The following is a 14664-nucleotide window of genomic DNA, read 5'->3' on the forward strand; positions in this document are numbered from 1 at the left end:
CAAGTTAAATGAACAATTCGCAGCGAATGAAGCTTCTTGTAACGGCAGGCTTGGTAATCTCGGTGTTGACCGCGTGTGGCAATAATGGGGAAGATAGTGCGAACTCCAATGCCGCCAAGAACGCGGACACTGCAGCTTCCAACTCTGAGCAGGCAGCTTCGGACACGAATGCATCCAACAGCGCGGCGTCCAATAATTCCAGTACCACTGCCGCAACGCCGGATCCGCTGGGCAAGTATGCCGAGCCGGTAACAGTAACGGAGGTAATTGGTTACAATCCGCCGGAAGATCCGCGAACACCGAAAGGACTTACACCGGATAAGAACGCCTACCTCAAAGATCTGAAAGACATGATGAATATTGAAGTGAAATACAAGTATATGGTTCCTGGAAATCAAGCTGAGCAGAAGTTTGCCCTCGCAATGGCTTCGGGAGATTTGCCCGATATTATGGATGTTGATCAACGAACATTCGAGAAGCTTCGCAAGCAAGGCGTATTGGCAGATTTAACGGAAGCTTACAATCAATACGCATCTCCTACTCTCAAAAAATATATGGAGTCTGATGGCGGATTCGCGATGAAAGCATTCAGCTCAGACGGCAAGCAGTATGGCATACCTTCGTTTGAGGATCCTTTTTTGTCCACGCAACTGATGTGGATTCGGAAGGACTGGCTTGATAACCTGAATCTTCAGCCTCCAAAAACGATGGATGATCTAGAGAAGGTTGCGGAAGCTTTCGTGAAGAACGATCCAGACAAGAATGGCGCTAACGATACTTACGGTTTGGCATTACAGAAGAACCTGTTCTACTGGGGCTTTGATACGAGAGGCTTGTTTAATGGGTTCGGCGCTTATCCTTCTGTCGGCGACGGACAATCGGCTTGGGTCAAAGGCTCTGATGGCACATTGGTGCCTGGCTTGATTCAGCCAGAGGTCAAGACTGTTTTAAGCAGAATGCAAGAATGGTATAAGAAAGGCATTATTGATAAAGAGTTTGCGCTCAAAGACGAGAACAAGGTGTCCGAAGACATCGTCGCTAGCAAAGTCGGGATCTCTTATGGCGAATGGTGGTACCCGAACTGGCCGCTTAACCTGAATGTGGACAAAGATCCGAAGGCGAATTGGATTCCGCTGCAGATTCCGTCGCTCACCGGCCCGGGCAAATCACTTGTTCCAAAACTGCGCGGTACGAGAATTACGGTGGTCAATAAAGCGGCGAAAAATCCGGAAGCTGCGATTAAGATGATCAATTTCTACTTCGAGATGGGCAAGAAGCAGTATATCGACAAGAACCAAGCTGCTAATGGTTATGTATATAACTGGTTCGTTCCGAGAATTTACAATCCAAGTCAGATTGATACGATCTATACCGAAGTGAATAAAGCATTGGATGCGAAGCAGACGGAAATTACGCTGGATGATGACAACTACAAAGTAGTTGCCGATGTGTTCAAAGCGTCGAATGACTTCTTAAGTAAGAACACTTCGAATGCTTCAAGCGGCGTTAACTGGGGTCAATACTTCAGCCGCGCTGCGAAGGACGGAGGCTGGGGTCTTACTCGTGAACTGAAGGAGCAGCAACAGTACGTTAGCAATGAGTTCTACGGTGTACCAACTGAAACACAAGTGGAGAAGGGCGGGCAATTGGATAAGTTGATGGCCGAGTCATTCACAAAGATCGTTATGGGTGGGTCGATCGATGATTTCGATAAGTTCGTTGCCAGCTGGAAATCGCTTGGCGGCGAGCAAATAACGAAGGAAGTCAATGATTGGTATCAATCGGTAAAATAATGATCAAGGCGAGGGGAGAAGCACACTCCTCTCGCTTTTTTAATAAAGGAGGTTGCCTGACTTGAGATCATTTCGCAAAGAGTCTCCGCTGCATCTTATGCTGCTGCCTGGCGTGATTTTCACGATTATCTACGCCTACGGACCAATGGCGGGCATCGTAATGGCCTTTCAACAGTTTGAGCCTCTGTCCGGCTTCTGGAAGTCGGATTGGGTCGGATTAGATAATTTCGATTACGTCTTCCATATGCCTGATTTTAAACAAGTGCTGTGGAATACCGTCATTATTTCGATTTTTAAAATCATTCTCTTTCTGCTTGTCCCACTTATTCTAGCGCTATTGTTGAATGAGCTTACAAAGAGATGGTTTGTACGCATCATTCAATCAAGTATTTTCCTTCCTTTCTTTCTGTCTTGGACGGTCCTTGGTGGTGTAATTATTGAGCTGTTTTCGTTGCATGGTCCGGTTAACGCCTTGTTATCGCAGCTGGGGCTTGAACCCATTATGTTTATGTTAAATAACGATTGGTTCAGAGGAATCATCATTGGCTCAGACGTTTGGAAGGGAATGGGCTATAACATGATCATTCTGTTGGCTGCCATAACAGGCATTAATATGAGCCTCTATGAAGCTGCCGAAGTGGATGGGGGAGGCAAGTGGAAGCAAATGCTTCATATTACGCTGCCCGGCATCGCTCCTATATTAATTCTGCTTGGTGTCTTGAGCTTGGGGAATATATTGAATGCCGGCTTTGAACAAATCTTTCTGATGTATAACCCGACCGTCTATCAAGGATCGGATATTATCGACACGTTCGTCTACAGGCTGGGGATGTTCAGTCAGCAATTTGGACCTGCGGCAGCCGTCGGAGTGTTTAAATCGGTCATTTCGCTCGGTCTCGTTTCAATCTCCTACTATGCTGCTTACAAGTATAACAATTACAGAATATTTTAGACACTGGAGGATGTGCTGTGGTCTATAAACAATCGTTAAGCAGAAGGCTATTTAGCCTAGCCAATGTTCTGTTTCTGTCATGTATTACACTACTTGGTATTATTCCTTTCTTGCACTTACTCTCCGTGTCGCTGAGCACGAATGTTGCGGCTTCGGCAGGTGAAGTTAAGCTCTGGCCTGTAGGATTCTCATTAGATGCCTATGAGTATTTAGGAGAGAAGGTAGAATTCTTCCGATCACTGTGGGTATCCATCGAACGGGTGGTGCTCGGTACGGCCGTGAATATGATTCTTGTATTTCTTACTGCGTATCCGCTATCCAAATCCAATGACCTCTTCAAATGGAGGACCCCTTATGTTTGGTTTTTTGCGGTAACGATGTTCTTCGGGGGCGGCCTTATTCCGACGTATATCATAGTTAAGGACACGGGGCTACTGGATTCCATTTGGGCGCTCATCCTGCCAGGCGCGCTCAACGTATGGAATATGATCTTAATGCTGAATTTCTTCAGATCGATTCCCAAAGAAATGGAAGAAGCAGCGACCATCGATGGCGCAGGTCACTGGAAGACGTTATGGCAAATCTATTTGCCGGTCTCACTCCCTTCTATTGCGACAATCGGGTTATTTACCGTCGTTGGACATTGGAACTCTTGGTTTGATGGCATTCTATACATGAATTCTCCGGATAATTATCCGTTACAAACGTATCTATCGACGCTCATTATGTCCTTGAACACTCAGATGACTTCGATTTCAGTCGAGCAGCTGGAAGCGTTGGAGAATTTGAGTGAGAAGACGCTTCGAACCGCACAAATCTTCATGGGTGCTCTACCCATTATGATCGTCTACCCGTTTGTTCAGAAGTATTTTATTAAAGGGATGACGGTAGGAAGCGTGAAAGAGTAAGTTCGAGAAAGAGTCAAATAAGGGGAGCTAAATTATGAGGAAAGTTACAGTAGCTTTAATTGGAGCGGGATTGAGGGGAGTCAACTATTTGAATTATGCGCTGCAGCATCCTCACGAGCTTGAAGTCGTTGCTGTAGCAGAGCCAAACCACGAGCGCCGAGAGTATTTTAAGGCGCTGCATAATTTGCCGGATGAAATGTGTTTTGTTGACTGGGACGCGCTGTTCGCAGAGACTCGGCTTGCAGATGTAGTTCTCATTTGTACGCAGGATAAACTCCATTTCGAGCCGGTTGGAAAGGCATTAAAGGCAGGCTATCATGTACTCCTGGAGAAGCCGATGTCACCGGATGCCAAGGAATGCGTAGAGATGGGAGAGATGGCGAAGTCATATAACCGTATTTTCTCCATATGTCATGTGCTCCGCTATACGAATTTCTTTTCTACGATTAAGAGCCTGCTCACAAGCAAGGTAATTGGCGATCTAATGTCAATCCAACTTAATGAAAATGTCGGCTATTGGCATCATGCGCATAGTTTCGTTAGAGGTAATTGGAGTAGAAAAAGTGAATCCAGTCCGATGATTCTGTCCAAATCTTCTCACGACTTGGATATTCTCTATTGGCTCGCAGGTGCATCATGCACTCATGTAGCTTCGTTTGGATCGTTATCGCATTTCATCTCAGACCAAGCGCCCGAAGGCGCGCCGCATCGCTGCTTGGATGGCTGTCCAGTTGCAGATGAGTGCTTGTATTATGCGCCAAAGCAATATTTGACGGAGGATACGGGGTGGCCGACAGCGGCAATAAGCAATGATAGCAGCTATGAAGCTCGGCTTAAGGCGCTCCAAGAGGGGCCTTACGGACGATGCGTCTACCACTGCGATAACGATGTTGTAGATCATCAAGTTGTCAATCTGGAATTTGAAAATGGCGTCACCGCGGGATTCTCGATGAACGCGTTCACGAGAGATATAAGCCGGACGATCAAATTGATGGGGACGAAAGGCGAAATTCGAGGCGCAATGGAGAAGAATGAGATCGAGATACTTCATTTCGGCAGCGGAAAGGTTGAGCGAATCTCATTCGAGACTGCTGGAGGGCATGCTGGCCATGGCGGGGGAGACATGGGACTTATCAAAGACTTCGTAAAGCTGGTTAGGCAAGGCGGCATCAATGATGGTCTTACAGCCGCGTCGCACTCGGTTCAAAGCCATTTGATGGCATTTGCTGCAGAGAAGGCGCGGGAGGAGCAGTGTGTCATTGATATAAAAGAATTTGCTGCAAGTCTTATGGCTGAATAAGGAAGAATACTCTATTTCGATTATGGCGAATAGTTTAACGATTAGAAAATGGAGGTCCAATCTGGTCTTCATTTTCTTTGTGTTTTATAAAATCTACTTTCTATCTCGGACATGTCTCCGCCATTCACTTGGCGAGCTGCCTGTTAGTTTCTTGAAGACAGTCGTGAAATGCTGGCTTGTCTTGAAGCCGAGTTCCATGGCGATATCCGTAATTAATCTGTCCGTCTTCAATAAATTGCAAGCATGGTCCATTCGGATGCGTTCCATGTAAGCGACCGGAGCCTGTCCGTATAGCTCATAGAACAATTTATAGAAATGCGACACACTCACTCCTACGGAGTGGGCCATTGCTTCGATCGAATACCTCGCTTCGGGATTCCGTGAGAACTCCTCGATAACAGTCGCAATAGATTCTTTGAGATCAGGATCAACCGGCTTGGCCGTAGGCTGCTGCAGCATCCCGAGCAAGATGTCCAGAATCTGATGACGGGCGAATAGTTCTTTATTGGGCATATCGTTCTCTACGGTCGATTTTAGACGAGTGAACTGCTCCGAGACCCGCTGGCCAGCGCGAAAAATACGCGGAAGCTCCTTTAAGCGACTGGAGACGAAAGCCAAGTCATTGCGCTCCATACGAAGCCAGTCACTCTCACTGGACGGATCTTTGAGGACAAACCACCTTATCCGGCTGGGCTCTAAATGATCAAATCGCGCCCGATGCGAGCTGCGCTCGCGAATAAAGCCTGGTAGACGAATCGCCGTAATTGGGGCGGGATTCATTGGACTAGAAGTAGCGGCAAGCGCTCGGGAAATCGGATGCTCCGTTACGGTTATCGAAGTCGGTCCGCGCATTCTCATGCGAGGTGTCCCCGAAGAGATCGCGAATATCGTTGCTGCGCGGCATCGTGAGGCTGGTGTGGAGTTTAAACTTGGAGTCGGCATTGGGGGTATCGTGTGGAATCACGATGGATATTATGTGCTTCTAGCAGATGGCACGACCATCCCCGCAGATGATATCGTCGTTGGGATTGGCGCTATACCGGAAACATCCTTAGCCGAAAGCTGCGGCTTGAAGATTGAAAATGGCATTTATGTAGATGAGATGCTGGTCACGAGTGATCCCGACATATTTGCTGCCGGCGATTGCTGCTCATTCCCGCATACACTGTACGAAGGCAGAAGAATTCGGCTTGAGGCTTGGAGAAACGCGCAGGATCAGGGCACTCACGTAGCGTTTAATATGCTCGGCGCTACCGATACTTACAAGGCTCTCCCTTGGTTCTGGTCCGATCAGTATGACCTCACGCTGCAGGTTTCCGGTTTACCGGATAGCGGTGTGCTGACGGTGTGCCAGAGTATCGGCCCTTACTTTATCAGAAGAACGACTGCTGGTTTCAAGTAACTGGGAAGGATTAATTTGCAGCGCGTCCGAGATCTTCCAAAGAGTTTCAAGTGTAACGTTAATCTCGCCTCTTTCAATTCTTCCCAAGTACGACTGATCAATATGTAGAATTTCCCCTAGCTCATCTTGTGTTAAGTTCATCGCTTTCCTATACAGCCTAATTTTCTTGCCAACACTTGCATTGATATTAAACATATCGCCACCTCTCCTTAAGAGTAGGCAAGTGTCGGGGACTATTGAAGAGAGTTAAACTAACGACCAAGGGCTTTATTCATTTTTCGGGACATGTCCCAACAACCATCTGGTACTTGCTAATCTCAGGCTGGTTAAGGGATCGGGGAGATATCATTAGTCCAAGCATGTTTCGATCCGATGACAATTAATTATCCTTGCTAGAAAATTTGCGTTATAATATAATGTGCTCAATGAAGTTGCAATAAGGCTGGTGAAGCCATTTTATCAGCATGGGATAGGAGGGATAATAAATGAGCACAGCGAATCGTGGTGTGAATATCGGTCCTCCTCGTTTTAAAATCGCCGTTCATGCGATCGTTTGGCTGGCAAAAAGCGGCGGTATGCTGTCAAGCGCAATGATCGCCAATCAGGTTGATTCTCACGCAACTTTCATGCGCCGAGTGATGCAAGCCTTGTCTGTGGCAGGAATCGTGGAATCAAAAGGCGGACGCGAGGGAGGCTACTTCTTACGGAGAACTGCGGAACAAATTACTTTAGGAGAAATTTACGCTGCCGTAAATACATGCTCGACGGAACATGAGGAGGACGTGGATTGCGGTGAGACAGGAGAGCGGTTGGATCTGGAATTAGAGAAGATCCTTTCTGAAGCCGAACAGAAAACGATTGATTTCCTACGGCAGTATACAATAACTGAAGTAATGAGCCGTATTGAGTTCTTCACAACGTAATTTTTTTTGATAAGGGTCTAGTCAAACATCCTTAATTTGTTTTATAATGTGCTTAGTAAAGTTGCAGTTTAGATTGACTGCACTTTTTATTTTCACTTTAATGTGCTTTTCATAAGCACAAATTATTGTAAAAAGGGGAAGCATCATGAATTTCACAATCTTTGGAGCAAGCGGAGCAATCGGTCGAATTGTACTGAAACATGCTCTACAGAATGGGAATCGAGTAACCGCATATGTCCGTAGAGCCGGTAGCATAGATCAATTGCACGACAATCTAACTGTTATCGTCGGAGAATTGACGAACCCCGATTTTAGTAGAGAAGGCAGTTGAGAATGCTGATGTTGTCATCAGTACACTTGGTCCAGCTTTGGATATGTCACGAAAACGAAAAGGAACACCTATCGCGAATGGCCATGCGGTTATTATCAAAGCAATGGAGAAGCTACACAAAAAAAGATTGATTACATTGGCTACGCCTACAGCTCGATCGAAAGAAGATAAAAGTAACATTAGCACGGTTGTTCCAGGCTTCATGGCGAAAATTCTCTTTCCCAACGGTTATCGAGAGATGAAGGAAGTTGAGCAGTTGATACGCAAATCATCTTTGGAATGGACGGTTGTCCGAATTATAAATCCAAATGTTAAACATGTGAAAAATGAAATCGGCTACTCATATGGAGATAAGCCTGCCAAAATGGCGGTATCCCGTGAGAACGTTGGTGAATTTATGTATCGTACTGCGATCGATAATACGCATATCAGAAAGATGCCAATCGTCTTTAATAAGTAAGAAATGAAGCTGAATATAGGTTTTTATAATAAAATTGTGCCTAATTCAGTTGCATATATAATGTATTCAAAAGGAGATAATTAAAATGAATGTATTATCAATCGTACTAGAAAGCTTATTGGCCCTTATGTTTTTAATGGCGGGGTTTGGCAAAATTTCAGGATCTAAAATGCATGTTGAAGGTTTTAAACATTGGGGACTGCCGCAATGGTTCCGTATTGTAACTGGGCTTGTGGAGCTCGCGGGTGCAGCAGCATTAATCGTTGGCTATTGGGATCCAAGTTGGGTGGCTGTAGGTGCGCTTATTTTGGGAATTACAGGTATCGGCGGCGTGATTACGCATCTTCGGGTAAAGGATCCATTCAAACAAACGTTCATGATTCTATTGCTTGCGATAATTAGCATTGTGTTGTTTACCATCAACGCATCGGATCTTGCTGATTTTCCTGGGTTTAAATAATGAGTCAGACCGAGTTTGAATTTGGCATTTACTCCTTAGGGGAATTAATTCCTGGACCAGCGGGGCAGACACAGAATGCCAAAAGCCGTGTTGATGATATCATTGCTGCGGCTAAATTGGCAGATGAAGCAGGGCTAGACCTCTTCGGCATTGGAGAACATCATCGCTTGGATTTTGTCACTTCTTCTTACGCTATGATCCTTTCTGCGATCGCACAAGCCACGAAGCAAATTCGACTTACGAGCACGTTATCGGTCATTAGTACGGCCGATCCGGTTCGGGTGTATGAGGATTTTGCGACGTTGGATCTGATTTCGGGCGGACGTGCTGAGCTAATTGCCGGTCGCGGAGCTTTCTTGGAATCATTCGAGCTTTTCGGGGCAGATTTAAGAAAATACGATGAGTTGTTTGAGAACAAATTAGATTTATTACTGAAGTTAAACAAGCAAGAACGAGTAACATGGAACGGTCAATTTCGTACCGCTTTGCATGACGCAGCAATCGCGCCTCGCCCCATTCAATCCTCAATCCCACTCTGGATTGGAGTTGGAGGAACGCCGGAGAGCGCAGCAAGAGCGGGGCGATTGGGTATTAATATGGCACTTGGCATTTTAGGTGGTGATCCTAGAAGAGTTAAACCTCTCGTAGATATCTACCGAGCCGCAGGTAAAGCAGCTGGTCATGACCCCTCCCGGCTAAGGGTCTCCGTCACGGGTCACTCTTACATTGCCGAAACATCTAAACAAGCGCTCGATGAGTTCCATCCGCATTACAACAATTATTTTGGCTATTTCTTAAAAGAACGTGGGCAACGGTTCTGGGTATCGCGTTCAGAATTAGATCCAATGACTGCTCCGGACAATGTGCTTGCAGTGGGCAGTCCGCAGCAGCTTGTGGAAAAAATATTGTTCCAGCATGAATTGTTCGGGCATAGCCGATTTATGGGTCAATTTGATATGGGTGGACAGTCACTTTCGAAAGTAGCAAAGGCAATCGAGCTATTAGCGACGGAAGTCGCACCTGCCGTTCGCAAAGCACTCAAACAATCGGGGGTATAAAGATGAAAATCATGGTGACAGGTGCAACAGGGCAACTCGGTTCTTTGGTAGTAGAAGCATTATTGAAATCTACTCCAGCTGACAACGTGGCTGTTAGCGTTCGTGATCCACAAAAAGCAAAAGCTTTAAGCGATCGCGGCGTAGACGTTAGATTTGGGGATTTCAATCAACCGGAATCGCTGGTCACTGCTTTCGCCGGTATTGATCGACTTCTCATTATTTCAACGGGAGATCTGGAAAATCGATTGCAACAGCAACTCGCTGCAGTTAAGGCGGCACAACAAGCAAATGTAGGATTTATCGCCTATACAAGCGCTTCGAATGCAGCTGAAAGCAAGTTTATTCTTGCAAATGATCATCGGATCACGGAGGAAGCCATCCGGGAAACCGGAATTCCATATTCAATGCTGCGCAATAACTGGTATATAGAGAATGAGATTGGTTCTATTCAAGCGGTATTGAATGGTGCGCCTTGGGTAACGGCAATCGGACCTGGCAAGATAGGCTATGCAAGTCGGGGAGATTTCGCAGAAGCTGCTGCGATTGTGCTTGCAGGAGAAGGACACGACAATACGGTGTATGAATTAGCGGGTAAACCCTCTACGCAAGAGGAATTTGTGGCAATCATCGCAGACGTTACCGGAAGACAGGTCGATGTTCAGCAAGTGAATGATGAAACTTATGCTAGTGTAATGAGTAACGTTGGCATGCCGGAAGCGATGATTCCATTTCTTGTTGCGATCCAAGGCGGGCTACGTGACGGTGGAATGGATGTGGAGAGCGAAGATCTTCCGAAATTACTTGGCAGAGAAACAAAGCCTCTTAAAGACGTTATTCAACTAATTGTAAGCAACATTCAGCAATAATAAATATTAAACAACAGGGGATATCACTCATGTCAAAAACATTATTTATCAATGCAAACGATCGTCCATCAGACCAATCTATAAGTGCAAAAATGTACGAAGAATTTGTAAAGACTTACATCGAAGCGAATCGTACTGAAGAAGTTACAGTGTTAGATTTATATCATGAAGAGTTGCCTTATTACGGTAATCATGCAATCACCGGCGCGTTTAAACGCAACCAAGGTCTGGAGCTTTCTTCCGATGAAGAGAAGGCAGCCAATTTAGTCGATAAGTATTTAGATCAATTCATGGAAATGGATAAAGTTGTATTTGCCTTTCCGTTATGGAATAAAACAGTTCCTGCGCCGTTAATCACGTATCTTTCCTATTTGTCGCAAGCGGGGAAGATGTTTAATTACACTGCCGAAGGTCCAGTTGGTTATGCCGGTGACAAAAAAGTAATGATTCTAAATGCTCGTGGCGGAGATTATTCGCTAGACTATATGGCTTCTGCTGAAATGGCTGTAAAATTAGTGAAAAACATTATCGCTATATGGGGAATTAAAAATCCAGAAGAGGTTATTATCGAAGGACACAATCAATTCCGTGATCGCGCAGCAGAAATCATTGCAGACGGTATGGAGAGAGTTGTGAAAGCTGCTGCTGGCTTCTAATGTATTAGCTAGAATGTTACATCCTAAAATGCTATTCAATACTGCAACTTATTAAAATTAGTATGATCTGTCCCATACTGAAGTCAGTTCTGGAAAATCTGTAATAAAAAAGGGAACCAACGCATTCGTATTGGTTCCTTTTGTTATTTTGACAGGATAGTAAAGCGTAGTGAATCTTTATTTTTTAACCACAGGCACCCAAAATTCGCCGTAGAAAGTACCGTCGCCGTTATCATTGCGATAAGTCGCATTCGGACCGCCGATGTAAGCATAATCAGTGATTTGGGCCAAGACTTCGCCAAAAGCACGATAAGTCAGCTGATCAAACAAAGCATCCTTGTCGCCATTTCCTGCGACCACGATGTACTCGCTCTCCGGAAACTCGATGATTCGCGTTGCGTCAGCCACTGATTTTCCAGCTTCTACAGCGAAATAATTCCACGGTTTGCCTTGATAAACCTCGTTGACTGACCATTCGCGATCGTCCTTCGCGGCGTTCTTAAGTTTATTAAAACGCCCGTCGGCCTTGAGTCTGCCCCAAAACTCGGCTTTTTCCTTTTGTAAAGCTGGCATGTCTTGAAAGTTCGACTGGATTGAAAAGCCATAAGCGGTCAATGTGAATGATTTTTTTTGTTCAACTGTGTAGTGTGCCATGTGAGTGCTCCTTTTTCCAGAGATTAGCCTTCGGCTTTTTTTACACGAAGCCACATTTCGCCGTAGTATTCACCGTTTTCATCTGCTTTGACGAATGTTGCGTTACCAGGACCAACATATTTGTATTCTGTGATTTCTTGCAGCATGCCGCCGAAAACTTTGCCTGTGATTTCGTCTGCAAGGCGGTCTTTGTCAGTGCCTGTGCCAGGCACGACGAGGTAGTCGCCAGCGAGGAAATCGAGGACGACCGCGCCTTCCACGTCGAACTCACCCATCACGCCGAAGCCTCGCCAAGGCTTGCGGTCGATGTTGTAGTTGATTTGATATTCTTGCCCGTCAGCGAGTGCGAGAAGTTCAGCAAGCTTGCCGTTTTCAGTGATTTCAGCTAGTTTCGCTGCTGTTCTTGCTGCATTACCTGCCCAGTCGTTGAAGTCTTCAAATGAAACACCGAAAGCAGTCATTTTGTAGTTTTCTGAGATCGTTTTGATGGAGTAGTTAGACATTTTATTCTCTCCTTTGAGGGATGTATTCTTTACAAGACTGATTCTATTTGCCGAATGTATCAAAAAATGATACCTTTATTTTGCTACATTTTTGATACAATAAAATTATGAAAAAAACAGAACGAGTGAACCTGATCATGCGTTACATCAACAACCGCTCGCATTTTACGATTGCCGAGATTCAGCGGGAGTTCAAGATTTCTCGCGCGACGGCAATCCGTGATATTAACGAGATTCAAGCGATGGGTTTTCCGCTGACGACCGAGCTTGGACGCGGGGGCGGTTACTATGTCCTGCAAAATCAATATTTGCCCACCGCGCGCTTCACGCCAGACGAGCTTAAGGCGATTTTTATCAGCTTTATCGCCTCAAAAAATTCGCAGCTGCCTTATCTGCAGAATCGCCGCTCAATCACTGAGAAACTCATCGGCATCGCGTCGCAAACCCAACAAGACGAGCTGATCGAGCTGAATAATATCTTGCTTTTCGAAAATACAAACCCCGCCAATCCGAATCTTTTGGAGCTCGATGATGCGGCGCCTGCGGAGCTAAATCAGCTGATTTCGCTTGCTGTGCGGGATAAACATTTGCGCGTGACTTATGAGCTAAGTCTTGGCTGGCCGCAGCTGCTGGACGTTTATTTGCTACATATATTTAACTCGAACGCTCAGTGGCTAGTCGAGGTTTATGATTTAGATACGGATGAGTTTCGTTATTTACCTGTTGAGATGCTGCGGTATTCGGCAATTTCTGAGAAAGAGATGAAGTGGTCTGAACAAGAGATTTTAAGCAAGAAACTGCTTCGTGCACGTAAATCCAATCTTATAGTGAAACTTGATGCGATTGGAATTCAGCGATTTAAGCGCATGCACCCGCCAGGGATCATTTTGTCCTTTACTGGGATGTTTCAGTCGAGCGGGATTTTCAATGTTCAGTTGGATGTAACCGATGTTGTGGCGCTGGCGTATTATGCGGATTGGCTTTTGTTTTTGGGGAAAGGGGCCCGGTTTGAGCGGATCCCTGATGAACTTCGCGTGATTTTGGAAGAGCGTTTAGCCAATTTAACATTTTCTTGAGTTTTATCTGAGATTTTTAAAGTTGGCCAAGAAGGAGCACTTGAATCAGTTTAAGATCAATCAGTGGAGAGCTTTTTTATTTCGTCTGATTTGAAACACATGAACACCATTGACATCGGATTTATCCTGACTCATAATTAAACTGACCAGTCAGTACAAAAATGGGAGGTTGTTTATGATGAAGTGGGCGAGCCAATATGATTTGCTTCCTCTAGAGCGGTACAAACAGCAGCGCGCTGAAGGAGCGGCGGTGTACAATTCGGATAGCGGTTCGTGGTCGGTCTATAGGCATGATAGCGTCAAACGAATTCTTGCCGATTACGAGCATTTTTCCTCTCAGATGCAAGAGAAGCCATCCGAAGACGAACCGATCGAGGGCAGCATTTTGCGGCGGGATCCGCCCAAGCATAAGCAGATGAGATCCCTCATCGCGAAAGCATTTTCCGCGAAGGTCATTGAGGCCATGGAGCCTCGAATCCGGAAGATCGCGGAGGAGCTGCTTGACCGGGCTGCTGCCGCTGGGAGCTTTGAAGTCGTCAGCGACTTTGCAAGTCCGCTGCCCGTTATCGTGATTGCGGAGATGCTGGGCATTCCTCCGGAAGACCGGGAGCTGTTCAAGAGATGGTCCGATGATCTCGTTGGAAAGGACTATTCGCGTTATTTGCAATGCCAGAAGGAAATGACGGATTACTTCCGCATCCAAATTAAAGAGCGGAGCGAGCAGCCTCAGGATGATCTAATCACGGCGCTCGTTCAGTCCTGCATGGCGGATGATAACGGGCTTAGCGAGCTTGAAGTGATCGGAATGTGCATCCTGCTGCTCGTCGCCGGAAACGAAACGACGACCAATCTTATTTCTTCGATGATCATGTGCCTCGAGAGCAGCCCGGAAACGTACGACGAGCTTCGCCGGGATCGCGCGCTGATTCCCGGCACGGTCGAGGAAACGCTCCGCTTCTGCTCGCCAGTGCAATTGATGGAACGCAGGGTGAAAGCCGATATGGATTGGAACGGGCATTTGATGAAAGAGGGGCAAAGGGTATACACTTTCATTGGAGCGGCCAACCATGACGAGAACGTGTTCGCTGGTCCTGAAAAGTTCGACATCAGGCGAAGCCCGAACCCGCATTTGGCTTTCGGGCAAGGCATTCATTTCTGCCTAGGGGCGATGTTGGCGCGGCTTGAAGCGAGAGTGGCGCTAAACGTCATCGTTGATCGAATCGAAAGGCTAGAGCGTACCGACGACGAATCGCTCGAAAGACTGGAAAGCGATATGATGTTTGGCATTAAACATATGAGGATTAGAGTATGAATGGAGGCTA

18 protein-coding genes are annotated in these 14664 nt (G+C 46.0%); 14 read left to right on the top strand and 4 right to left on the bottom strand.

Translation table 11 applies throughout. From position 1 onward, the window contains the following. Positions 1-8: 8 nt before the first annotated feature. The 4 genes from BMY11_RS22085 to BMY11_RS22100 all read left to right on the top strand — a co-directional run bounded on the left by BMY11_RS22085 (position 9) and on the right by BMY11_RS22100 (position 4953). Entirely contained in the window at positions 9-1793 is a 1785-nt protein-coding gene (locus tag BMY11_RS22085) for an extracellular solute-binding protein (protein WP_090581448.1), read from the top strand. Positions 1794-1890: 97 nt separating this feature from the next. Beyond that, positions 1891-2745, top strand: a complete 855-nt coding sequence (locus BMY11_RS22090) for an ABC transporter permease (RefSeq protein WP_371262916.1) — start codon at positions 1891-1893, stop codon at positions 2743-2745. Between the two features lie 17 nt (positions 2746-2762). Continuing rightward, entirely contained in the window at positions 2763-3653 is an 891-nt protein-coding gene (locus BMY11_RS22095) for a carbohydrate ABC transporter permease (RefSeq protein WP_090581452.1), read from the top strand. A gap of 34 nt (positions 3654-3687) precedes the next feature. After that, positions 3688-4953 carry a Gfo/Idh/MocA family protein gene (locus BMY11_RS22100; protein WP_090581455.1) on the top strand — a complete coding sequence of 422 codons (1266 nt, stop codon included), beginning with the start codon at positions 3688-3690 and terminating at the stop codon, positions 4951-4953. Between the two features lie 93 nt (positions 4954-5046). Here the strand turns inward: BMY11_RS22100 and BMY11_RS29110 are convergent, their stop codons facing one another. Next, positions 5047-5811, bottom strand: coding sequence for a helix-turn-helix transcriptional regulator (locus tag BMY11_RS29110; RefSeq protein WP_090581457.1), 765 nt, complete (start codon positions 5809-5811; stop codon positions 5047-5049). Here BMY11_RS29110 and BMY11_RS22110 point away from each other — a divergent pair. Beyond that, the gene (locus tag BMY11_RS22110; protein ID WP_256217712.1) at positions 5732-6355 is read left to right on the top strand and encodes an NAD(P)/FAD-dependent oxidoreductase; all 624 of its coding nucleotides are present in this window, start codon (positions 5732-5734) and stop codon (positions 6353-6355) included. The two genes, BMY11_RS29110 and BMY11_RS22110, sit on opposite strands and share 80 nt — an antisense overlap. Here the strand turns inward: BMY11_RS22110 and BMY11_RS22115 are convergent. Further along, positions 6275-6550 (bottom strand): helix-turn-helix domain-containing protein, encoded by a 276-nt coding sequence (locus BMY11_RS22115; protein ID WP_090581461.1) that lies wholly within the window; start codon positions 6548-6550, stop codon positions 6275-6277. The genes BMY11_RS22110 and BMY11_RS22115 overlap by 81 nt on opposite strands. A 290-nt stretch (positions 6551-6840) precedes the next feature. Here BMY11_RS22115 and BMY11_RS22120 point away from each other — a divergent pair, with 290 nt between their 5' ends. The 7 genes from BMY11_RS22120 (at position 6841) to BMY11_RS22145 (ending at position 11109) form a co-directional block, all read left to right on the top strand. After that, positions 6841-7278 carry an RrF2 family transcriptional regulator gene (locus tag BMY11_RS22120; protein WP_090581463.1) on the top strand — a complete coding sequence of 146 codons (438 nt, stop codon included), beginning with the start codon at positions 6841-6843 and terminating at the stop codon, positions 7276-7278. 145 nt (positions 7279-7423) lie between these two features. Further along, complete coding sequence (locus BMY11_RS29430) at positions 7424-7609, top strand: NAD(P)H-binding protein (RefSeq protein ID WP_256217700.1); 186 nt, start codon at positions 7424-7426, stop codon at positions 7607-7609. 43 nt (positions 7610-7652) lie between these two features. Further along, complete coding sequence (locus tag BMY11_RS29435) at positions 7653-8069, top strand: NAD(P)H-binding protein (protein ID WP_256217701.1); 417 nt, start codon at positions 7653-7655, stop codon at positions 8067-8069. An 85-nt stretch (positions 8070-8154) separates the two neighbouring features. Then, a complete protein-coding gene (locus BMY11_RS22130) occupies positions 8155-8529 on the top strand; it encodes a DoxX family protein (protein ID WP_090581465.1) in 375 nt (124 codons plus the stop codon). Beyond that, positions 8529-9587: an LLM class flavin-dependent oxidoreductase gene (locus BMY11_RS22135; protein WP_090581467.1), complete on the top strand. Its 1059-nt coding sequence runs from the start codon at positions 8529-8531 to the stop codon at positions 9585-9587. Before BMY11_RS22130 ends, BMY11_RS22135 begins: the two co-directional genes overlap by 1 nt. Before the next feature lie 2 nt (positions 9588-9589). Continuing rightward, on the top strand, positions 9590-10453 hold the full coding sequence (locus BMY11_RS22140; RefSeq protein ID WP_090581469.1) for an SDR family oxidoreductase: 864 nt from the start codon (positions 9590-9592) through the stop codon (positions 10451-10453). A 29-nt stretch (positions 10454-10482) separates the two neighbouring features. Then, positions 10483-11109, top strand: a complete 627-nt coding sequence (locus tag BMY11_RS22145; RefSeq protein WP_090581471.1) for an FMN-dependent NADH-azoreductase — start codon at positions 10483-10485, stop codon at positions 11107-11109. A 177-nt stretch (positions 11110-11286) separates the two neighbouring features. Here BMY11_RS22145 and BMY11_RS22150 read toward each other — a convergent pair whose 3' ends face one another. Then, positions 11287-11763, bottom strand: coding sequence for a GyrI-like domain-containing protein (locus BMY11_RS22150; protein WP_090581473.1), 477 nt, complete (start codon positions 11761-11763; stop codon positions 11287-11289). A gap of 23 nt (positions 11764-11786) precedes the next feature. Continuing rightward, positions 11787-12266 (bottom strand): hypothetical protein, encoded by a 480-nt coding sequence (locus BMY11_RS22155; RefSeq protein ID WP_090581475.1) that lies wholly within the window; start codon positions 12264-12266, stop codon positions 11787-11789. Positions 12267-12373: 107 nt separating this feature from the next. Here BMY11_RS22155 and BMY11_RS22160 point away from each other — a divergent pair, with 107 nt between their 5' ends. Both BMY11_RS22160 and BMY11_RS22165 read left to right on the top strand, forming a co-directional pair. Next, a complete protein-coding gene (locus tag BMY11_RS22160; RefSeq protein WP_256217702.1) occupies positions 12374-13342 on the top strand; it encodes a helix-turn-helix transcriptional regulator in 969 nt (322 codons plus the stop codon). Positions 13343-13517: 175 nt separating this feature from the next. Further along, positions 13518-14654, top strand: a complete 1137-nt coding sequence (locus BMY11_RS22165) for a cytochrome P450 (RefSeq protein ID WP_256217703.1) — start codon at positions 13518-13520, stop codon at positions 14652-14654. Positions 14655-14664 lie beyond the last annotated feature (10 nt).

It is taken from the genome of Paenibacillus sp. OV219 (assembly GCF_900110075.1).
In the GTDB taxonomy this organism is placed as follows: Bacteria; Bacillota; Bacilli; order Paenibacillales; family Paenibacillaceae; genus Paenibacillus_Z.

Bases quoted from the DNA above. Each gene is read 5' to 3' on its own strand.
- BMY11_RS22100 (WP_090581455.1), top strand. From the start codon at position 3,688: ATGAGGAAAGTTACAGTAGCTTTAATTGGAGCGGGATTGAGGGGAGTC.
- BMY11_RS22130 (WP_090581465.1), top strand. From the start codon at position 8,155: ATGAATGTATTATCAATCGTACTAGAAAGCTTATTGGCCCTTATGTTT.
- BMY11_RS22160 (WP_256217702.1), top strand. From the start codon at position 12,374: ATGAAAAAAACAGAACGAGTGAACCTGATCATGCGTTACATCAACAAC.
- BMY11_RS29430 (WP_256217700.1), top strand. From the start codon at position 7,424: ATGAATTTCACAATCTTTGGAGCAAGCGGAGCAATCGGTCGAATTGTA.
- BMY11_RS22165 (WP_256217703.1), top strand. From the start codon at position 13,518: ATGATGAAGTGGGCGAGCCAATATGATTTGCTTCCTCTAGAGCGGTAC.
- BMY11_RS22120 (WP_090581463.1), top strand. From the start codon at position 6,841: ATGAGCACAGCGAATCGTGGTGTGAATATCGGTCCTCCTCGTTTTAAA.
- BMY11_RS29110 (WP_090581457.1), bottom strand. From the start codon at position 5,811: ATGAGAATGCGCGGACCGACTTCGATAACCGTAACGGAGCATCCGATT.
- BMY11_RS22150 (WP_090581473.1), bottom strand. From the start codon at position 11,763: ATGGCACACTACACAGTTGAACAAAAAAAATCATTCACATTGACCGCT.
- BMY11_RS22115 (WP_090581461.1), bottom strand. From the start codon at position 6,550: ATGTTTAATATCAATGCAAGTGTTGGCAAGAAAATTAGGCTGTATAGG.
- BMY11_RS22145 (WP_090581471.1), top strand. From the start codon at position 10,483: ATGTCAAAAACATTATTTATCAATGCAAACGATCGTCCATCAGACCAA.
- BMY11_RS22155 (WP_090581475.1), bottom strand. From the start codon at position 12,266: ATGTCTAACTACTCCATCAAAACGATCTCAGAAAACTACAAAATGACT.
- BMY11_RS22135 (WP_090581467.1), top strand. From the start codon at position 8,529: ATGAGTCAGACCGAGTTTGAATTTGGCATTTACTCCTTAGGGGAATTA.
- BMY11_RS22140 (WP_090581469.1), top strand. From the start codon at position 9,590: ATGAAAATCATGGTGACAGGTGCAACAGGGCAACTCGGTTCTTTGGTA.
- BMY11_RS22085 (WP_090581448.1), top strand. From the start codon at position 9: ATGAACAATTCGCAGCGAATGAAGCTTCTTGTAACGGCAGGCTTGGTA.
- BMY11_RS29435 (WP_256217701.1), top strand. From the start codon at position 7,653: ATGTCACGAAAACGAAAAGGAACACCTATCGCGAATGGCCATGCGGTT.
- BMY11_RS22090 (WP_371262916.1), top strand. From the start codon at position 1,891: ATGCTGCTGCCTGGCGTGATTTTCACGATTATCTACGCCTACGGACCA.